The organism is Micromonospora sp. SH-82, assembly GCF_051132485.1.
Lineage (GTDB): Bacteria > Actinomycetota > Actinomycetes > Mycobacteriales > Micromonosporaceae > Micromonospora.
On sequence record NZ_CP148049.1, the window covers coordinates 349137 to 365465 of the forward strand.

Here is a 16329-nt window from a genome sequence, read left to right on the forward strand (position 1 = left end):
CGTCGACCAAGGGGTTCGTGTCACCGAGGCACCTACTGGTGACACGAACCCCTTGGTCACCGGACGCCGGGAGGCCGAAGGGCGGGGAGAGGGTGGGGTCAGGGGGTCAGGAGGGTGTTCAGGGCTGCCAGGTCGTCGAGGGTGGGTCGCCAGGCACCGGCGGCGGCGTTGGACCGGACCTGGTCGGCGGTGGTGGCACCGGCGATCACCGAGGTCACCGCCGGTTGGGCGGCGAGACCGCCGACGGCCACCTGGAGCAGGGACACGTCCCGCTCGGCGGCGTACGCCTCCAGGGCCTCGATGGTGTCCCAGTCGGCGGCGGCCAGGCGCTGCTGGTAACGGGTGCCGCTGCCGGAGAGCCGGCTGCCGCCGGGCGGGGCCTGGTCCCGGCGGTACTTGCCGGTGAGCAGCCCGTCGGCGAGCGGGAAGAACGGCAGCAGCCCCAGCCCGAAGCGCTCACAGGCCGGCACCACCTCCGCCTCGACCCCCCGCTCCAGCAGGCTGTACTGGTTCTGGGCGCTGACGAACCGGTTGGTGCCGGCGGTCCGGGCCGTCCAGTCGGCGTCGGCGATCTGCCAGCCGGTGAAGTTGGAGTTGCCGAGGTAGCGGACCTTCCCGGCGCGGACCAGGTCGTCCAGGGCGGCCAGGGTCTCCTCGATCGGGGTGCCCGGGTCCGGCTCGTGCATCTGGTACAGGTCGATGTGGTCGGTGCCGAGGCGGCGCAGGGAGGCCTCCACCGCACGGGTCAGGTACCGCCGGGCGCCACGGGCACCGTGGTCGGGGCCGTTGAGTCCGTGCATGTCCATACCGAACTTGCTGGCCAGCACCACGTCGTCCCGGCGGCCCTTGAGCACCTGGCCGAGCAGTTCCTCGGAGGCGCCCTGCGGCTCACCGTAGATGTCGGCGGTGTCGAAGAGGTTGATCCCGACGTCCAGCGCGGCGTCGACCACCTCCCGGGTGCCGTCGAGGTCGAGCTTGCGGCCGAAGTTGTTGCAGCCGACGCCGACCACGGACACCACGAGCCCGGAGTCGCCCAGCCGGCGATACGTCATCTCAGTCACCAGGCCACCCTATGCCGAGCCGGGCACCCGCGCCCCGGGCACGACCTACGGCGTCCCCGGGGTCACTGTCAGGCGACGTCCCAGAACGGCTCGTCGGTCTCGACCACCTCACCGTCGCCACGGAACAGCACGAACCTGTCGAACGAGCGGGTGAACCAGCGGTCGTGGGTGACCGCGACGACGGTGCCGGCGAATCCGGCCAGCCCCGCCTCCAGCGCCTCCGCACTGGCCAGGTCCAGGTTGTCGGTGGGCTCGTCGAGCAGGAGCAGGGTCGCCCCGGACAGCTCCAGCAGGAGCACCAGGAACCGGGCCTGCTGCCCGCCGGAGAGGCTGCCGAACCGCTGGTCGCCCTGCCCGGCCAGCTCGTACCGACTCAGTGCGGCCATGGCGGCGTGCCGGTCCATCCCGGTCCGGTGGTCGTCCCCCCGCCAGAGGATCTCGACGAGTGTCCTCCCGGTCAGCTCGGGCCGGTCGTGGGTCTGGGAGAAGTGTCCGGGACGGACCCGTGCCCCGAGTCGGGCCACCCCGTCGTGGGCCACCGGGGTGAGCCCGGACGCCGCGTCCTGGTCGACGACCGTCGCGTCCGGGTCGGTGCCGCCCCGGGCCAGCAGCCGCAGGAAGTGGGACTTGCCGGTGCCGTTGGCACCGAGGACCGCCACCCGGTCGCCGTACCAGAGCTCCAGGTCGAAGGGGTAGGTCAGGCCGTCCAGCTCCAGCTGCTCGCAGATCACCGCGCGCCGCCCGGTCCGACCGCCGGAGAGCTGCATCCGGATGTCCTGCTCCTTCGGGGGTACGGGCGGCGGCCCGGCCTCCTCGAACTTACGCAGCCGGGTCTGGGCGGCCTGGTACCGCGACGCCAGCCCGTCGTTGTACGCGGCCTTCTGCTTGTACATCAGCATCAGCTCACGCAACTTCTGGTGCTCCTCGTCCCACCGCCGACGCAGCTCGTCGAGGCGGGCGTGCCGGGCGACCCGGGCCTCGTACCAGCTGGCGAAGCCGCCCGGGTGCACCCAGGCGCTGCCGCCTTCGACTGTGACCACCCGCTCGGCGGTCCGGGCCAGCAGTTCCCGGTCGTGCGAGACGTAGAGGACCGACTTCGTCGACTCCCGCAGCCGGCCCTCCAGCCAGCGTTTGCCCGGCACGTCGAGGAAGTTGTCCGGCTCGTCGAGGAGCAGCACCTCGTCGGTGCCGCGCAGCAGCAGTTCCAGGGCGAACCGCTTCTGCTGGCCGCCGGAGAGGGTCCGCACCGGACGGTCGCGTACCGCCTCCCACTGCCGGTCGAGCACGATGGTGGCGACGGTGTCCAGGAGCACCTCGGCGTCGTACCCGCCGACCTCCCCCCAGGCGGCCAGGGCGTCGGCGTACGCGAGTTGGCTCCGACCGGCGGATCTGCTGTCGCGCGCCTCGGCCTCGCGCATGGCCTGCTCGGTGTCGGCGAGCCGGTGGCCGGCGTCCCGTACGGCGGGCGGGAGCAGCGACAGCGCCAGGTCGGCGAGGGTCTGCTCGTCCCCGATCATGCCGATGAACTGGCGCATCACCCCGAGCCCACCGGCACGGGCCACGGCCCCGGTGTGCACCGGTTGGTCTCCGGCGACCAACCGCAGCAGTGTCGTCTTCCCCGCGCCGTTCGGCCCGACCAGGGCTACCTTGGTCCCCTCGCCCACCCGGAACGACACGTCGCGTAGCAACTCACGGCCGTCGGGTAGGACGTGTCCGACGGCTGCCACGTCCACATATCCCACGACGGCATCCTGCCCGAGTCAGGCCCGGACGCGACAACCATTTACCTGGTGATCCGCAGGACCCGGTAACCCTTCTGGCTCGCGTGCCGTTCGACCTGCCAACCCTGGTCGACCAGCCACCGGTGCAGGGAGTCCCCGCCGAGGTGCCGGGCCACCACCAGCCAGCCGACGCCGTCCGGGGCGAGTCGGGGCAGCCACCGTCGCAGCAGGTCGTGCAGCTCGGTCTTGCCGATCCGGATCGGCGGGTTGGACCAGATCTGGGTGAAGGTGACGTCCTGCGGGACGTCGTCCGGAGCGTGCACCCGGACCCGGTCGGCCACCCCGACCCGTGCCGCGTTCGCCGTGGTCAGGTCGCGGGCCCGCTCGTTGACGTCGACCGCCCAGACGGTGCCGGCCGGGGCCGAGACGGCCAGGACGCAGGTGATGGGACCGAACCCGCAGCCCAGGTCGAGCAGCGCGCCGGTGGTGGCGGCGTGCGGCAGCCGGGCCTTTCGCAGCAGTACGGCGGTGCCCGCGTCGAGCCGGTCGGCGGAGAAGACGTTGGCTGCGGAGGCGAGTGTCCACTCGCGTCCGGCGGCGGTGAACTCCACCTCCCGTGGTGCGGCGGCAGCCGTGGGTTCGGCGGTGAAGTAGTGGTCCCCGGTCACGTCCGGCATTCTCGCACCGACCCGGATCGGGGCTGTCGACGGCCGGGGCGGTGGCCCCGGCGGCGTGGGAAGTTGATTTCCGGGAAATACCCCTTAAGGGGGCATTGTTCCTTAACCTGGGCAACATGGTTTATCGGTACGAGTCCGGTGAGGACCGCCCCATGGAATCCCCCCGCCCCGGGACCGAACTGTCGGTGGTGACGGGTCGACCCACCCACACCGGCCCGTCACCGTCGCGCTTCCCGACCCCGATCCTGACCCGGGCCAGCCGTCCGGCACCGGTCGTCGAGGCGGAACCGATAGCCGAACCAGAACCCGAGCCGGCACCCGCCCCACCCCCGGCACACACCAGCCGCCTGTCACCGCCGATGCAGCCCCTCGGACCGGCGCACAGCCACCGCGAGGCAGGCCGGGGCGCCCGCCCCTGGCAGGTCCTGATCGGAAGCGCGGCGGTACTGGTCCTGCTCGCCCTCTGCGGGCTCACCGCCGCCGCCCTGATCGTCGACCGGGATCCGGAGGTCCCCGGGACCCCGGCCGCCGCACCGGTCACCGCACCGCCCCGCGCCGAACCGCAGAACATCGACTCCCGGGACACCGACCAGGCACCGCTGACCACCAAGGAGGTCTTCGGCACCAAGCGGCTGACGCTCGACGGCACCGGCCCCTACCAGGTCTTGCGGACCCACAGCAGCGGCAGCTGCGCGACAGCCGCCACCGGGGAGGTCGCCGACCTGCTGTCCCGGGTCGGATGCAGCCAGGTGGTCCGGGGCACCCTGCGCAGCCCCGACGGCCGACACCTGGTCACCGCCGGCCTGTTCAACCTGCCCGACGTCGCCAACGCCGAACGGGCCAGGGACCGGATCCGGGAACTCCTCGACGAACGGCAGGGCCGGTTCCAGGGGATGACCGCCGGGACCGACACCGCCGTACTGGGCACCGCGCCGTCCCGGGTCGGCTGGCAGGTACGCGGCCACTACCTGGCGTTCACCCTGGTCGTCCGGACGGACGGAGAGCCGATCCCGTCCGGCGACCCGACAGTGCGCGACATCATGTTCGACCTGATCGAGCTGCACCTGGACAAGACGGTCCTGGAGGCACGGGCCAACGGCGGGACCGCCGGTCAGCCCGACCCCGACCTCGACGGGCGCACCGGCGACGGCGACTCCCCCGAGGGCGACTGACGGACGCTGCGGAAGGACCCGGGTGGGCGGCGTCCGGGTCCGAAGACGTCCAGGTCCGAAGGCGACCGGGTCCGAAGGCGACCGGGTCCGAAGGCGACCGGGTCCGAGGCCGACCGCCACCCGGGTCAGGAGCCGACCGGGTCAGGAGCCACCCAGGTCAGGAGCCGGCCGGGACCCGCAACCGCCGGGTGAGATCGGCGCGGCGGGCGTACTCGGCGGGATCGTCCGGATAGCCGACCGCCACCAGCGTCAACCCGTGTGCGGCGGCCACCGTCACCTCACTGGCCCGGTCCCGTCGGGTCAACAGACCCGCCGGCCACTCCACCGGCCGCCGACCGTCCCCGGCCACCAGCATCGCCCCGACCAGGCTGCGGACCATCGCCTGGCAGAACGCGTCGGCCTGCACGGTGGCCACCAGGACACCGTCCGGGTCCCGCCGCCAGTCCAACCGGGACACCGCCCGCAAAGTGGTCGCGTTCTCCTTGCGCCGGCAGTACGCGGCGAAGTCGTGCTCCCCCACCAGCCCGGCTGCGGCGGCGTTGAGCAGGTCGACGTCGAGCGGCTTCGGCCAGGCCAGGACCGCATGCCGGCGTAACGGATCCGCCCCGAACGCGGCGTCGGTCACCCGGTACTCGTAGCGGCGGAAGGTGGCCGAGAACCGGGCGTCGAAGTCGGCGGGCACCTCCGTCGCCGCCCGCACCCGGACGTCGGTGGGCAGGATCCGGGCCAGCCGCCTGACGAGCAGCCCTTCGTGCTCCCGCCACACCACCGTCGGCAGGTCGACGTGGCAGACCTGCCCGGTGGCGTGCACCCCGGCGTCGGTCCGACCGGCCACCGTCAACCCGACCACGGTCCCCGCCCCGAGCACCAGGTCCAGCTTCTCGACGAGCACTCCGGCGACCGTACGCCGGCTCGGCTGGGGGGCCCAGCCGGAGAAGTCCGTGCCGTCGTACGAGACGTCCAACCGCAACCGGGTCCGCTCGTCCACTCGTACCTCCACTGACGGGTCGAGCCCGGCACCCCGTGAGAGGGTGCCGGGCCCGACGTGTGCTGCTGTGCGATCAGGCCTTGTTCTCGGTGGCCTCGTCGCTGTCCTCACGGGCGGCGGCGGTGTCGCCGGAAGCCGAGACCGGAGCCTCGGAGTCCTGGTCACCCTCGCTGGACCGGGGGGTCTCGTCGGCCGGGGCCAGGGCCTCGACCTTGTCCTGTTGCGCCGCCTTGCGGTCGGCGGTCTTCTTGTTCGCCGTCGGCTCGACGACCTGCAGCTCCTCGACCAGCTCGATGATCGCCATCGGAGCGTTGTCGCCCTTGCGGGGGCCGACCTTCACGATCCGGGTGTAACCGCCGTTGCGGTTGGCGAACCGGGGCGCGATCTGGTCGAACAGGGCGTAGACCACGTCCTTGTCCTTGACCACACCCAGGACCCGACGCCGGGAGGCCAGATCACCGCGCTTGGCCTTGGTGATGAGCCGCTCGGCGACCGGGCGCAGGCGACGAGCCTTGGTCTCGGTGGTCTTGATCTTGCCGTGCTGGAACAGCGAGGTGGCCAGGTTGGCCAACATCAGCCGCTCGTGCGCGGGGCTGCCGCCGAGGCGGGCGCCTTTCGTGGGCGTGGGCATGCTTGCTCCTCAGGTGTGGCGGCAGCGCGGACTAGAGCTGCTCGGTCTCGCGGTAGTCGTCCGTGTCGTAGTCGGCCTCACCAAAGGCGTCCACGACGTGCGCCGGGTCGAAGTTGGGAGCCGAATCCTTCAGCCCCAGCCCCATCCCGGCCAGCTTCATCTTGACCTCGTCGATCGACTTCTGACCGAAGTTGCGGATGTCGAGGAGGTCGGCCTCGGTGCGCCCGATCAGCTCACCGACGGAGTTGATGCCCTCGCGCTTGAGGCAGTTGTAGGAACGGACCGTGAGGTCCAGCTCCTCGATCGGCAGTGCCAGGTCCGCCGCCAGCTGAGCGTCCTGCGGGGACGGGCCGATGTCGATGCCCTCGGCGGTCTCGTCCAGCTCCCGAGCCAGACCGAAGAGCTCCACCAGCGTCGAACCGGCGGAGGCCAGCGCGGTACGCGGGCCCATCGACGGCTTGGTCTCGACGTCGATGATCAGCCGGTCGAAGTCGGTCCGCTGCTCGACCCGGGTGGCCTCGACGCGGTACGTCACCTTCAGCACGGGCGAGTAGATCGAGTCGACCGGGATCCGGCCGATCTCGGCACCCGCCTGCTTGTTCTGTGCCGCCGTGACGTAGCCGCGACCCCGCTCGACGGTCAGCTCCATGTCGAGCCGGCCCTTGCCGTTGAGGGTGGCGAGCTTGAGGTCCGGGTTGTGCACCGAGACGCCGGCCGGCGGCTGGATGTCCCCCGCCGTCACGTCGCCCGGGCCCTGCTTGCGCAGGTACATGCTGACCGGCTCGTCGTGCTCGGAGCTGACGCAGAGCTCCTTGACGTTCATGACGAGCTCGACCACGTCCTCCTTGACCCCGGGGATCGTGGTGAACTCGTGCAGCACCCCGTCGATCTTGATCGAGGTCACCGCCGCGCCCGGGATGGACGACAGCAGCGTACGCCGCAGCGAGTTGCCCAGGGTGTACCCGAAGCCCGGCTCCAGCGGCTCGATGGTGAACCGGGACCGGGTCTCGTTGATCGACTCTTCGGAGAGAGTCGGTCGCTGACTGATGAGCATTGTTTCTCTTCTCTTCCGGAGCGCCCGCCATATGACGCTCAGGTGAATGTCTCCGGTGGCCCGCCCCCAGGGACGGGCCACCGCGACGAGTCGATGCCTACTTGGAGTAGAGCTCGACGATCAGCTGCTCCTGGACCTGCGTGTCGATGACCTGCCGGGCCGGGAGGGAGTGCACGAGGATCTTCATGTTGCTCGGGATCACCTCGAGCCAGGCGGGGACGGTCCGCGAACCGGCCTCGGCCTGCGCCACGATGAACGGGGTGAGCTCCTTGCTCTTGCCCCGAACCTCGATGATGTCGTGCTCCTTGACCCGGTACGACGGGATGTCGACCTTCTTGCCGTTCACCGTGAGGTGACCGTGCTTGACCAGCTGGCGAGCCATGTCCCGCGACTTGCCGAAGCCGGCCCGGTACACCACGTTGTCGAGCCGCGACTCGAGGATCTGCAGGAGGACCTCACCGGTCTTGGCCTGCTTCGCCACGGCCTCCACGTAGTAACCGTGGAACTGCTTCTCCAGCACGCCGTAGATGCGGCGGGCCTTCTGCTTCTCACGGAGCTGGAGCAGGTACTCCGTCTCCTTGGTACGTCCTCGGCCGTGCTGCCCGGGCGGGAACGGCCGGGACTCGAACGGGCACTTCGGACCATCGCACTTGCTGCCCTTGAGGAACAGCTTCATCTTCTCCCGCCGGCAACGGCGGCAGTCAGCACCGGTATAACGAGCCATCTCTCTCTAACCTCTCAGACCCGGCGACGCTTCGGCGGACGGCACCCGTTGTGCGGCTGCGGCGTGACGTCGGAGATCTGCCCGACCTCCAGCCCGACGGCCTGCAGCGAACGGATCGCGGTCTCCCGGCCGGAGCCGGGGCCCTTGACGAAAACGTCGACCTTGCGCATGCCGTGCTCCATCGCCCGGCGAGCGGCGGCCTCGGCGGCCAGCTGCGCGGCGAACGGGGTCGACTTGCGGGACCCCTTGAAGCCGACCTGGCCGGCGGAGGCCCAGGAGATGACGGCACCGGTCGGGTCCGTGATGGACACGATGGTGTTGTTGAAGGTGCTCTTGATATGCGCCTGCCCGTGGGCGACGTTCTTGCGTTCCTTGCGCCGGACCTTCTTGACGGCGGCTCCGGCACGAGCCTTCGGTGGCATGTGTGTATGCGCTCCTGTGTTGGTTCTCGATCGGCTTCCGGCTGCCCGCCCTGTCGATCACCTGGCCCCCGTTGCGGGGTGCCTCGACAGCGAGTGACCAGAATTCCGGCTGGGCCCTACTTCTTGCCGGGCTTCTTCTTGCCGGCGACGGTCCGCTTCGGGCCCTTCCGGGTCCGGGCGTTCGTACGGGTCCGCTGCCCACGCACGGGCAGACCCCGGCGGTGCCGGATACCGGCGTAGCAGCCGATCTCGACCTTGCGGCGGATGTCGGCGGCGACCTCGCGGCGCAGGTCGCCTTCAACCTTGTAGTTGCCCTCGATGTGGTCGCGGAGCTGGACCAGCTCCTCGTCCGTGAGGTCCCGGGCGCGCTTGTCCGGCGAGATGCCGGTGGCGGCGAGCGTCTCCTGGGCGCGGGTCCGACCCACGCCGAAGATGTAGGTGAGCGCGATCTCCATCCGCTTCTCGCGGGGGAGGTCGACGCCGACTAGACGTGCCATGTGCGGGCTTGCTCCTCTGTGATGTTCTGGCGGAGGTGTGGACCCGTCCCACCCCGCTACCGTCCGTCCCGTCTTTCCGGTGCGTGACGCACCGGCGACCGGGATCGGTCGTTGCCCGAGCGGGCCCCGGCCTCCGACCGGGGGTCAACCACGAGCAGGTACGCACTGCGCACCGCCCGGAGCTGGAACGAGCTGGTGATGTTGGCAGGATCTACGGCCCGGAAAGATCTCGACCGGACGTCACCGACCGGTCAGGCTGATCAACCCTGGCGCTGCTTGTGGCGCGGGTCGGTGCAGATGACCATGACCCGACCGTGCCGACGGATCACCCGGCACTTGTTGCAGATCCTCTTGACGCTCGGCTTGACCTTCACGGTTGCCTTACTTCCCATCTGGCCCGGAGCCGCGTCTTCACGCGCCCGGACGTCGAAGACGGACACGGGACTTCCCGGCCCGCCGTCAGGTTCGGTTACTTGTAGCGGTAGACGATGCGCCCGCGAGTCAAGTCGTACGGCGAGAGTTCGACGACGACCCGGTCCTCCGGCAGGATGCGGATGTAGTGCTGCCGCATCTTGCCGCTGATGTGAGCCAGCACCTTGTGGCCGTTCGCGAGCTCCACCCGGAACATTGCGTTCGGCAGGGGCTCGATGACCCGACCCTCGATCTCGATGGCTCCGTCTTTTTTCGGCATGTCCTCCGCTGTCCTGACGTCGGTTGCTCCGGACGGCTCACAACGCCTTACACGGACCCGAGGTCACGATCCAGGAGGATCGCGAACTGCAAGCCCGGCCAGCCGCGGCTCCGGCCCCACCGAAGCGCGGGTGGGCATGCCGGAGTGGACGCTGTGCGCCGATCCGAAAGTCTACGCCGGTCGACCGGCGGTCGCCAAACCGGCCACCCCGTAGGTCACCGATTCGGGCGAAGAACCTCGGATCAGGCGGAAATTCCACCCTCGGAGGAACGGCGCCGAGGATTCGACTCCCGCAGCTCCTCCCCCGCCGGCTGGGCCGCCTGACCGCCCTGCTGGGCCGACCCGGTCGTCTGGGGCGGGTTCTGCCGCTCGGCGGACCACACCTGCGGTGTCACCCCGTCCCCGCCGGCGGAACGGGCCGGCGGGACCGGGAAGGTCTGCGGCCCGGAGGCCGGGGCACTGCCGACTCCCCCGCCGAGGAAGGTCGCGCCCCCGCCCGGATCAGCAGTCAGCCCCTGCTCGGCGGCCTTGGCCTCCCGCTTACGGGCCCGCTTCTCCGCCTTACGCAGGCGCTTCTGCTCCTCCTTGGCGGCCCACCGTTCCGGCTCACCCTTCGAGAGCCCGATCACGGTGCTCACCATCAGCACCGCCCCCCACGGCCCGGCCACCCAGCCCGGCCAGAAGTAGAGCAGCTCGCCGCTCAGTAGGCTGATCATGCCCCAGACCGCCGTGGTGACGGCGACGGTCGTCAGGTACCCCTCCCAGGTGTCGGCCAGCCAGCGCAGCGTCGCCGACCTGGTCGGCGCCGGCTGCGCCACCGCCGCCGGGTCACTCGGCGTCGGAGCGGCGACCTCCGCGGCGGCGTACCCCGCCGGTCGGGGAACCTTGGTCACCGGCAGGTCCGTCAGGATCGCGTCCAACTCGCCGTAGGTGCGCGCGGTGAAGGTGCGTTGCAACCGCTCGTCGTATTCGTGCAGGTCCAGCCGGCCCTCGTCGAGCGCCGCCCGCAACCGCCCGGCCACTACCTCGCGGTCCGCGTCGGCCGCCCGCATCCCGTCGCGTTGGTCCATGGCGCCAAGCATGCCATCAACCCGCCAACCCCCGCTCACGACGTCACCCCCGGCCGCCGCCTACGACCTCGACCGCCGGTGCCACCCCGCAAGGTGGTCGCCGGGCGGTCAAGGGCCGCGGTACGCCCTCCAGGAGCCCGTCAGCCGGACGGCCTGACGGCGTCAGGTGGCCCGGGGAGTCGGCGAGTTGCCCCTCGGCCGCCAGACGCGGCGTCAGGTGGCCGGGGAGTCGGCGGGCTGTCGCTCGGTCACCAGGTCGCCGAGTCGGGTCCGGCCGCCGTCGAAGGCCGTCAGCACCCAGACCCCGTCGGGCAACAACGCCATCGAGTGCTCGACGTGGGCCGCGAAGGACCGGTCCCGGGTCACCACCGTCCACCCGTCGGCCAGCTCCGCCGTCCTGGGCGACCCCATGGTGATCATCGGTTCGATGGCCAGCGCCATCCCGGGCACCAGACGGGGTCCCTTGCCCGGCCGCCCGTGGTTGAGCACGTGCGGGTCCTGGTGCATCTCGGTACCGATGCCGTGGCCGCCGTACCCGTCGACGATGCCGTACCGCCCGCCCTTGCGGACGGCCTTCTCCACCGCGTGGGAGATGTCGGTGAGGCGTCCCTTGCCGCTGGCCGCGCCCCGCGCGGCGGCGGCGATCCCGGCCCACATGGCGTCCTCGGCCACCTCGGCCATCCGCAGCAGCGCCGGGTCCACCTCGCCGACCCCGACGGTGATGGCCGCGTCGCCGTGCCAACCGTCGAGCACCGCACCGCAGTCGATGGAGATCAGGTCTCCCTCGGCGAGCACCTGCTTCGGGGAGGGGATGGCGTGCACGATCTGCTCGTTGACCGAGGAGCAGATCGAGCCCGGGAACCCGTGGTAGCCCTTGAACGAGGGCTGGCCGCCCGCCTCACGGATGGTGGACTCCGCGATCGCGTCCAGGTCGGCGGTGCTGACCCCGGGGGCCACCGCCTCCCGCATCCGGCGCAGGGCCTCGGCGACCACCAGTCCGGCGGCCCGCATCTTCTCGACCTGCTCGGGGGTCTTCAGCTGGATGTCCAGCTGGGGACGACGCATGACGCATTCACCTTCCGTCGGCGATTCGGGTGCACACACCGCAGGGCACGGGTACGCGAACGCGTACCCGTGCCTCGCACTCTAACCACGCCGGCGGTCACCGGCAGCCGGAGCACCCGGGCGGTGAATCAGCCGCCGTACGAGCGCAGGGCGTCGATCGCCCGGACCGTGACGTCCTCGACCGGGCCGGTGGCGTCGATGCCCACCAGCTTGCCCTGAGCGCCGTAGTAGTCCACCAACGGGGCGGTCTTCTCGGCGTACTCCCGCAGTCGGGCGGCGATGGTCTCCGGCTTGTCGTCGTCACGCTGGAACAGTTCGGCACCGCACCTGTCGCAGATGCCGTCCCGGAGCGTGGCGTCGAACTCGACGTGCCAGATCTTGCCGCAGCCCCGGCAGGTACGCCGGCCGGAGAGCCGTCGGATCACCTCGTCGTCGTCGACCACCAACTCCAGGACCAGGTCCAGGGCGGTGCCGAGGTCGGCGAGGAGCTTGTCCAGGGCGGCAGCCTGCGGGGTGGTCCGGGGGAAGCCGTCGAGGAGGAATCCCTCGGCGGCGTCCGCCTCGGCGAGCCGGTCCCGGACCATGTTGATGGTCACCTCGTCCGGAACCAGCTTGCCCGCGTCCATGTACCGCTTGGCCTCGACCCCCAGGGGCGTGCCCTGGGTGACGTTGGCCCGGAAGATGTCCCCGGTGGAGATCTTCGGCACCGAGAGGTGCGCGGCGATGAACTCTGCCTGTGTGCCTTTGCCCGCGCCCGGCGGGCCAACCAGAACGAGTCGCATCTACCGCAGGAACCCTTCGTAGTTCCGCTGCATCAGTTGGCTCTCGATCTGCTTCACGGTCTCCAGACCGACGCCGACCATGATGAGCACAGCGGTACCGCCGAACGGGAAGTTGACGTACTGCTCGCTGTCCAACCAGATGAAGAAGAAGCTCGGCAGGATCGAGATGACCGCCAGGTAGAGAGAGCCCGGCAGGGTGATCCGGCTGAGGATGAAATCGAGGTAGTCGGCGGTCGGCTTGCCGGGACGGATCCCCGGCACGAAGCCGCCGTACTTCTTCATGTTGTCTGCGACCTCGGTCGGGTTGAACGTGATCGAGACGTAGAAGTACGTGAAGAAGATGATCAGCAGGAAGAAGACCGCGATGTAGATCGGGCTGGTCGGGTTGACCAGGTTGTTCTGGATCCACGCCTGGGTCTTGCCCGGGTCGTTCTGGTCGAAGAACTGCAGGCCCAGCTGCGGGAGGTACAGCAGCGAGGAGCCGAAGATGACCGGGATGACACCCGCCTGGTTGACCTTCAACGGGATGTAGGTCGAGGTGCCGCCGTACATCCGCCGGCCGATCATCCGCTTGGCGTACTGCACCGGGATCCGGCGCTGCGCCTGCTCGATGAAGGTGACGGCGCAGATGACCACCAGAACCAGGGCGATCACCAGGAAGAACATCCCCCAGCCCTTGGACTGCTTGATCTGCCAACCCTCGCTGGGGAGGCGGGCCGCGATCGAGGTGAAGATCAGCACGGACATGCCGTTGCCGACGCCCCGGTCGGTGATCAGCTCACCCAGCCACATGACCACGCCGGTACCGGCGGTCATCGTCATGACCAGGATCGTCAGGGTCAGCCAGTCCGGGATACCGGTGTCCCGCGGAATGATCGGCCACTGGTCGCACTGGTTGTTGAAGAGCTGCCCGGAGCGGGCCAGCGCCACGAACGCCGAGGCCTGGAGCACGCCCAGGCCGAGGGTGAGGTAGCGGGTGTACTGGGTGATCTTCGCCTGGCCGGCCTGCCCCTCCTTGCGGAGCTGCTCGAGCCGGGGGATCACCACGGTCAGGAGTTGCAGGATGATCGACGCGGTGATGTAGGGCATGATGCCCAGCGCGAAGACCGAGAGCTGCAACAACGCGCCGCCGGAGAAGAGGTTGAGCAGGTTCAGCACACCTGCCGAACCGCCCTCCAACGCATCCAGACAGCGCTGCACGTTGCCGTACGAGACGCCGGGGCTGGGCAAAGTGGCACCGAGACGGTAGACCGCGATGATGCCTACTGTGAACAGCAGCTTCTTGCGCAGGTCAGGCGTACGGAACGCACTGAGAAAGGCGGACAGCAACTTCTTCCTCCTGCGCGAGGCGGGCCGCCGGTGAACCCTGGCGGGGCGGGGTGGGTGCCGGGCACACGCCCGATATCCGTAGCTGGGACAGGACTCTAACAGTCCTGTCCGCTTGTGGGCAGGTGTGCCTGGCTACATAAATCAATTCCGATGTTACCTGGCACACATCTCCCGGGTGCACCATGGCGCCCGCCAGTTGCGAACAACCGGGCGGGCGCCATGGTGTTGATATGTCCTACAGCTCGGTGACAGTGCCACCGGCGGCGGTGATCTTCTCCTTGGCCGACGCGCTGAACGCGTGCGCCGACACCTGGAGCGCCACTCCACCGAGGTCACCGGTGCCGAGCACCTTGACCGGGTGACCCTTGCGGACCGCGCCGGACTCGATCAGCTCGACCGGGCCGACCTCGCCGCCGTTGGGGAACAGTTCGGCGAGCCGGTCCAGGTTGATCACCTGGAAGACCACCTTGAACTTGTTCTTGAAGCCCTTCATCTTCGGCAGGCGCATGTGGATGGGCATCTGCCCACCCTCGAACGCCGCCGAGATGTTCTTGCGGGCCTTGGAACCCTTGGTACCGCGACCGGCGGTCTTGCCCTTGGAGCCCTCACCACGACCCACCCGGGTCTTGGCGGTCTTGGACCCCGGCGCCGGGCGCAGGTGGTGGACCTTGATCGTCATTACTCGACCTCCTCGACCTTCACGAGGTGGTTGACCGTGAAGATCATGCCGCGGATCTCCGGCCGGTCCTCCTTGACCACCACGTCGTTGATCCGCTTGAGACCGAGCGAACGCAGCGACTCACGCTGGTTGTGCTTGGTCCCGATCCCGGACCGGACCTGGGTGACCTTCAGGCGCGCCATCAGGACGCCACCCCCGCCCGCGACGCGAGCATGGCCGCCGGCGCTACGTCCTCGACCGGCAGGCCACGACGGGCCGCGACGGCCTCCGGGGACTCGAGCCCCTTCAGCGCCGCCACCGTGGCGTGCACGATGTTGATCGGGTTCGACGAGCCGAGGCTCTTGGAGAGCACGTCGTGGATGCCCGCGCACTCCAGCACCGCGCGCACCGGGCCACCGGCGATGACGCCCGTACCGGCCGAGGCCGGCTTGAGCAGCACCACACCGGCGGCGTCCTCGCCCTGCACCGGGTGCGGGATCGAGGCACCGATCCGGGGCACCTTGAAGAAGTGCTTCTTGGCCTCCTCGACGCCCTTGGCGATCGCCGCGGGCACCTCCTTGGCCTTTCCGTACCCCACGCCGACGGTGCCGTCGCCGTCGCCCACGATCACCAGGGCGGTGAAGCTGAAGCGACGACCACCCTTCACGACCTTGGCGACGCGGTTGATCGCGACGACCCGCTCGAGGTGCGGGGTCTTCTCGACGGGCGCGTTTCCGCGGCCGCCCTCACGGCGGTTGTCGCGGCGACCACCCTCGTTGCCACCGGACCCGCCGCCACGGCGCTGTTGACCTGGCATCAGCAGCCTTCCTTCTCTCTCGTGACGGGGTTTCTTAGAACTCGAGCCCGGCTTCGCGAGCGGCGTCGGCCAGAGCAGCTACCCGCCCCGCGTACCGACTGCCACCGCGGTCGAAGACGACCTTCGAGACGCCGGCGGCCTTCGCCCGCTCGGCGAGCAGCGCACCGACCTTGCCGGCCAGAGCGCTCTTGTCGCCCTCGCCGCCACGCACGGAGGCGTCCAGGGTCGAGGCCGACGCCAGGGTGTGACCCTTGGTGTCGTCCACGATCTGGGCCACGATGTGGCGCAGCGACCGGGTGACCACCAGGCGGGGACGCTCGGCGGTGCCGCTGATGTTCTTGCGGACCCGGAAGTGCCGGCGCGCCCGACCGACGGCGCGCTTGGCGGCGACGCCGCGGCGGCGCTTGAGCAGCGTGGCGCTCACTTCTTACCTGCCTTTCCGGCCTTGCGGCGGATGACCTCGCCCTGGTACTTCACACCCTTGCCCTTGTACGGCTCCGGGGGGCGGATCTTCCGGATGTTGGCGGCGACCTCGCCGACCAACTGCTTGTCGATGCCGTCCACGTGGAACAGCGTCGGCTTCTCCACCGTGAAGGTGATGCCCTCGGGAGCCCGCACCAGAACCGGGTGGGAGAACCCGAGCGCGAACTCGAGGTCCTTGCCCTTGGCGGTGACCCGGTAACCGGTACCGGCGATCTCCAGGCTCTTGCGGTAGCCCTTGGTCGAGCCCTCGATCAGGTTGAAGAGCAGGGTACGGCTGAGGCCGTGCCGCTCCTTGGCCTTGCGCTCGTCGTTGGGCCGCTTGACGACCAGCTCGCCGTCCTCGCCCCGCTCGACCGTGATCGGCTCGACGACGGTGTGGCTCAGCTCGCCCTTCGGGCCCTTGACCCTGACGGTCTGCCCGTCGATGGTGACGTCGACGCCGGCGGGTACCGGGATCGACTTACGTCCAATACGCGACATTTCTACC

At 69.9% G+C, this 16329-nt stretch carries 21 protein-coding genes; 1 reads left to right on the forward strand and 20 read right to left on the reverse strand.

Going from position 1 to position 16329, the window contains the following annotated elements; translation table 11 throughout:
- Positions 1–98 precede the first annotated feature (98 nt).
- The 3 genes from WHN02_RS01495 to WHN02_RS01505 form a co-directional block, all read right to left on the reverse strand.
- Positions 99–1052, reverse strand: a complete 954-nt coding sequence (locus tag WHN02_RS01495) for an aldo/keto reductase (protein WP_434743781.1) — start codon at positions 1050–1052, stop codon at positions 99–101.
- Between the two features lie 77 nt (positions 1053–1129).
- Positions 1130–2803 (reverse strand): ABC-F family ATP-binding cassette domain-containing protein, encoded by a 1674-nt coding sequence (locus tag WHN02_RS01500; protein WP_434741726.1) that lies wholly within the window; start codon positions 2801–2803, stop codon positions 1130–1132.
- Between the two features lie 41 nt (positions 2804–2844).
- Positions 2845–3450 carry a class I SAM-dependent methyltransferase gene (locus WHN02_RS01505; RefSeq protein WP_434743782.1) on the reverse strand — a complete coding sequence of 202 codons (606 nt, stop codon included), beginning with the start codon at positions 3448–3450 and terminating at the stop codon, positions 2845–2847.
- A gap of 161 nt (positions 3451–3611) precedes the next feature.
- On the opposite strand from WHN02_RS01505, the gene WHN02_RS01510 reads away from it, so the two are divergent.
- Positions 3612–4631 carry a hypothetical protein gene (locus WHN02_RS01510; RefSeq protein ID WP_434741727.1) on the forward strand — a complete coding sequence of 340 codons (1020 nt, stop codon included), beginning with the start codon at positions 3612–3614 and terminating at the stop codon, positions 4629–4631.
- Between the two features lie 157 nt (positions 4632–4788).
- On the opposite strand, the gene truA is transcribed toward WHN02_RS01510, so the two are convergent.
- The 17 genes from truA to rplF all read right to left on the reverse strand — a co-directional run bounded on the left by truA (position 4789) and on the right by rplF (position 16322).
- Positions 4789–5619: a tRNA pseudouridine(38-40) synthase TruA gene (gene truA, locus WHN02_RS01515; RefSeq protein WP_434741728.1), complete on the reverse strand. Its 831-nt coding sequence runs from the start codon at positions 5617–5619 to the stop codon at positions 4789–4791.
- Between the two features lie 73 nt (positions 5620–5692).
- Entirely contained in the window at positions 5693–6250 is a 558-nt protein-coding gene (gene rplQ / locus WHN02_RS01520; protein ID WP_434741729.1) for a 50S ribosomal protein L17, read from the reverse strand.
- A gap of 31 nt (positions 6251–6281) precedes the next feature.
- Positions 6282–7304 carry a DNA-directed RNA polymerase subunit alpha gene (locus WHN02_RS01525; protein WP_350895645.1) on the reverse strand — a complete coding sequence of 341 codons (1023 nt, stop codon included), beginning with the start codon at positions 7302–7304 and terminating at the stop codon, positions 6282–6284.
- Positions 7305–7401: 97 nt separating this feature from the next.
- Positions 7402–8028 carry a 30S ribosomal protein S4 gene (rpsD, locus tag WHN02_RS01530; RefSeq protein ID WP_350895646.1) on the reverse strand — a complete coding sequence of 209 codons (627 nt, stop codon included), beginning with the start codon at positions 8026–8028 and terminating at the stop codon, positions 7402–7404.
- 14 nt (positions 8029–8042) lie between these two features.
- A complete protein-coding gene (gene rpsK / locus WHN02_RS01535; RefSeq protein WP_007073011.1) occupies positions 8043–8450 on the reverse strand; it encodes a 30S ribosomal protein S11 in 408 nt (135 codons plus the stop codon).
- Between the two features lie 116 nt (positions 8451–8566).
- Positions 8567–8947 carry a 30S ribosomal protein S13 gene (gene rpsM, locus WHN02_RS01540; protein WP_350895647.1) on the reverse strand — a complete coding sequence of 127 codons (381 nt, stop codon included), beginning with the start codon at positions 8945–8947 and terminating at the stop codon, positions 8567–8569.
- 260 nt (positions 8948–9207) lie between these two features.
- Complete coding sequence (rpmJ, locus tag WHN02_RS01545; protein ID WP_012184307.1) at positions 9208–9321, reverse strand: 50S ribosomal protein L36; 114 nt, start codon at positions 9319–9321, stop codon at positions 9208–9210.
- 95 nt (positions 9322–9416) lie between these two features.
- Positions 9417–9638 carry a translation initiation factor IF-1 gene (infA, locus tag WHN02_RS01550; protein ID WP_007073013.1) on the reverse strand — a complete coding sequence of 74 codons (222 nt, stop codon included), beginning with the start codon at positions 9636–9638 and terminating at the stop codon, positions 9417–9419.
- Between the two features lie 242 nt (positions 9639–9880).
- Positions 9881–10708 (reverse strand): DUF1707 SHOCT-like domain-containing protein, encoded by an 828-nt coding sequence (locus WHN02_RS01555; protein ID WP_434741730.1) that lies wholly within the window; start codon positions 10706–10708, stop codon positions 9881–9883.
- A 213-nt stretch (positions 10709–10921) separates the two neighbouring features.
- Entirely contained in the window at positions 10922–11773 is an 852-nt protein-coding gene (map, locus tag WHN02_RS01560) for a type I methionyl aminopeptidase (RefSeq protein WP_434741731.1), read from the reverse strand.
- 128 nt (positions 11774–11901) lie between these two features.
- Positions 11902–12555 carry an adenylate kinase gene (locus WHN02_RS01565; RefSeq protein ID WP_350896406.1) on the reverse strand — a complete coding sequence of 218 codons (654 nt, stop codon included), beginning with the start codon at positions 12553–12555 and terminating at the stop codon, positions 11902–11904.
- A complete protein-coding gene (gene secY, locus WHN02_RS01570; RefSeq protein WP_350896407.1) occupies positions 12556–13884 on the reverse strand; it encodes a preprotein translocase subunit SecY in 1329 nt (442 codons plus the stop codon).
- A 235-nt stretch (positions 13885–14119) separates the two neighbouring features.
- Positions 14120–14563 carry a 50S ribosomal protein L15 gene (gene rplO / locus WHN02_RS01575; RefSeq protein ID WP_350896408.1) on the reverse strand — a complete coding sequence of 148 codons (444 nt, stop codon included), beginning with the start codon at positions 14561–14563 and terminating at the stop codon, positions 14120–14122.
- Complete coding sequence (rpmD, locus tag WHN02_RS01580; protein WP_326551337.1) at positions 14563–14745, reverse strand: 50S ribosomal protein L30; 183 nt, start codon at positions 14743–14745, stop codon at positions 14563–14565. The genes rplO and rpmD overlap by 1 nt, the downstream gene beginning before the upstream one ends.
- The gene (gene rpsE, locus WHN02_RS01585) at positions 14745–15359 is read right to left on the reverse strand and encodes a 30S ribosomal protein S5 (RefSeq protein WP_067359624.1); all 615 of its coding nucleotides are present in this window, start codon (positions 15357–15359) and stop codon (positions 14745–14747) included. Before rpsE ends, rpmD begins: the two co-directional genes overlap by 1 nt.
- A gap of 34 nt (positions 15360–15393) precedes the next feature.
- Positions 15394–15783, reverse strand: a complete 390-nt coding sequence (gene rplR, locus WHN02_RS01590; RefSeq protein ID WP_434741732.1) for a 50S ribosomal protein L18 — start codon at positions 15781–15783, stop codon at positions 15394–15396.
- A complete protein-coding gene (gene rplF / locus WHN02_RS01595) occupies positions 15780–16322 on the reverse strand; it encodes a 50S ribosomal protein L6 (protein ID WP_350896409.1) in 543 nt (180 codons plus the stop codon). Before rplF ends, rplR begins: the two co-directional genes overlap by 4 nt.
- Positions 16323–16329: the final 7 nt, after the last annotated feature.

Excerpts from the sequence above, each read along its gene's own strand:
- WHN02_RS01495 (WP_434743781.1), bottom strand. The coding sequence starts at position 1,052 with ATGACGTATCGCCGGCTGGGCGACTCCGGGCTCGTGGTGTCCGTGGTC.
- WHN02_RS01555 (WP_434741730.1), bottom strand. The coding sequence starts at position 10,708 with ATGGACCAACGCGACGGGATGCGGGCGGCCGACGCGGACCGCGAGGTA.
- infA (WP_007073013.1), bottom strand. The coding sequence starts at position 9,638 with ATGCCGAAAAAAGACGGAGCCATCGAGATCGAGGGTCGGGTCATCGAG.
- rpsK (WP_007073011.1), bottom strand. The coding sequence starts at position 8,450 with ATGCCACCGAAGGCTCGTGCCGGAGCCGCCGTCAAGAAGGTCCGGCGC.
- map (WP_434741731.1), bottom strand. The coding sequence starts at position 11,773 with ATGCGTCGTCCCCAGCTGGACATCCAGCTGAAGACCCCCGAGCAGGTC.
- rpsM (WP_350895647.1), bottom strand. The coding sequence starts at position 8,947 with ATGGCACGTCTAGTCGGCGTCGACCTCCCCCGCGAGAAGCGGATGGAG.
- rplO (WP_350896408.1), bottom strand. The coding sequence starts at position 14,563 with ATGACGATCAAGGTCCACCACCTGCGCCCGGCGCCGGGGTCCAAGACC.
- rplF (WP_350896409.1), bottom strand. The coding sequence starts at position 16,322 with ATGTCGCGTATTGGACGTAAGTCGATCCCGGTACCCGCCGGCGTCGAC.
- rpsE (WP_067359624.1), bottom strand. The coding sequence starts at position 15,359 with ATGCCAGGTCAACAGCGCCGTGGCGGCGGGTCCGGTGGCAACGAGGGT.
- WHN02_RS01525 (WP_350895645.1), bottom strand. The coding sequence starts at position 7,304 with ATGCTCATCAGTCAGCGACCGACTCTCTCCGAAGAGTCGATCAACGAG.
- rpsD (WP_350895646.1), bottom strand. The coding sequence starts at position 8,028 with ATGGCTCGTTATACCGGTGCTGACTGCCGCCGTTGCCGGCGGGAGAAG.
- WHN02_RS01565 (WP_350896406.1), bottom strand. The coding sequence starts at position 12,555 with ATGCGACTCGTTCTGGTTGGCCCGCCGGGCGCGGGCAAAGGCACACAG.
- WHN02_RS01510 (WP_434741727.1), top strand. The coding sequence starts at position 3,612 with ATGGAATCCCCCCGCCCCGGGACCGAACTGTCGGTGGTGACGGGTCGA.
- rpmD (WP_326551337.1), bottom strand. The coding sequence starts at position 14,745 with ATGGCGCGCCTGAAGGTCACCCAGGTCCGGTCCGGGATCGGGACCAAG.
- rplQ (WP_434741729.1), bottom strand. The coding sequence starts at position 6,250 with ATGCCCACGCCCACGAAAGGCGCCCGCCTCGGCGGCAGCCCCGCGCAC.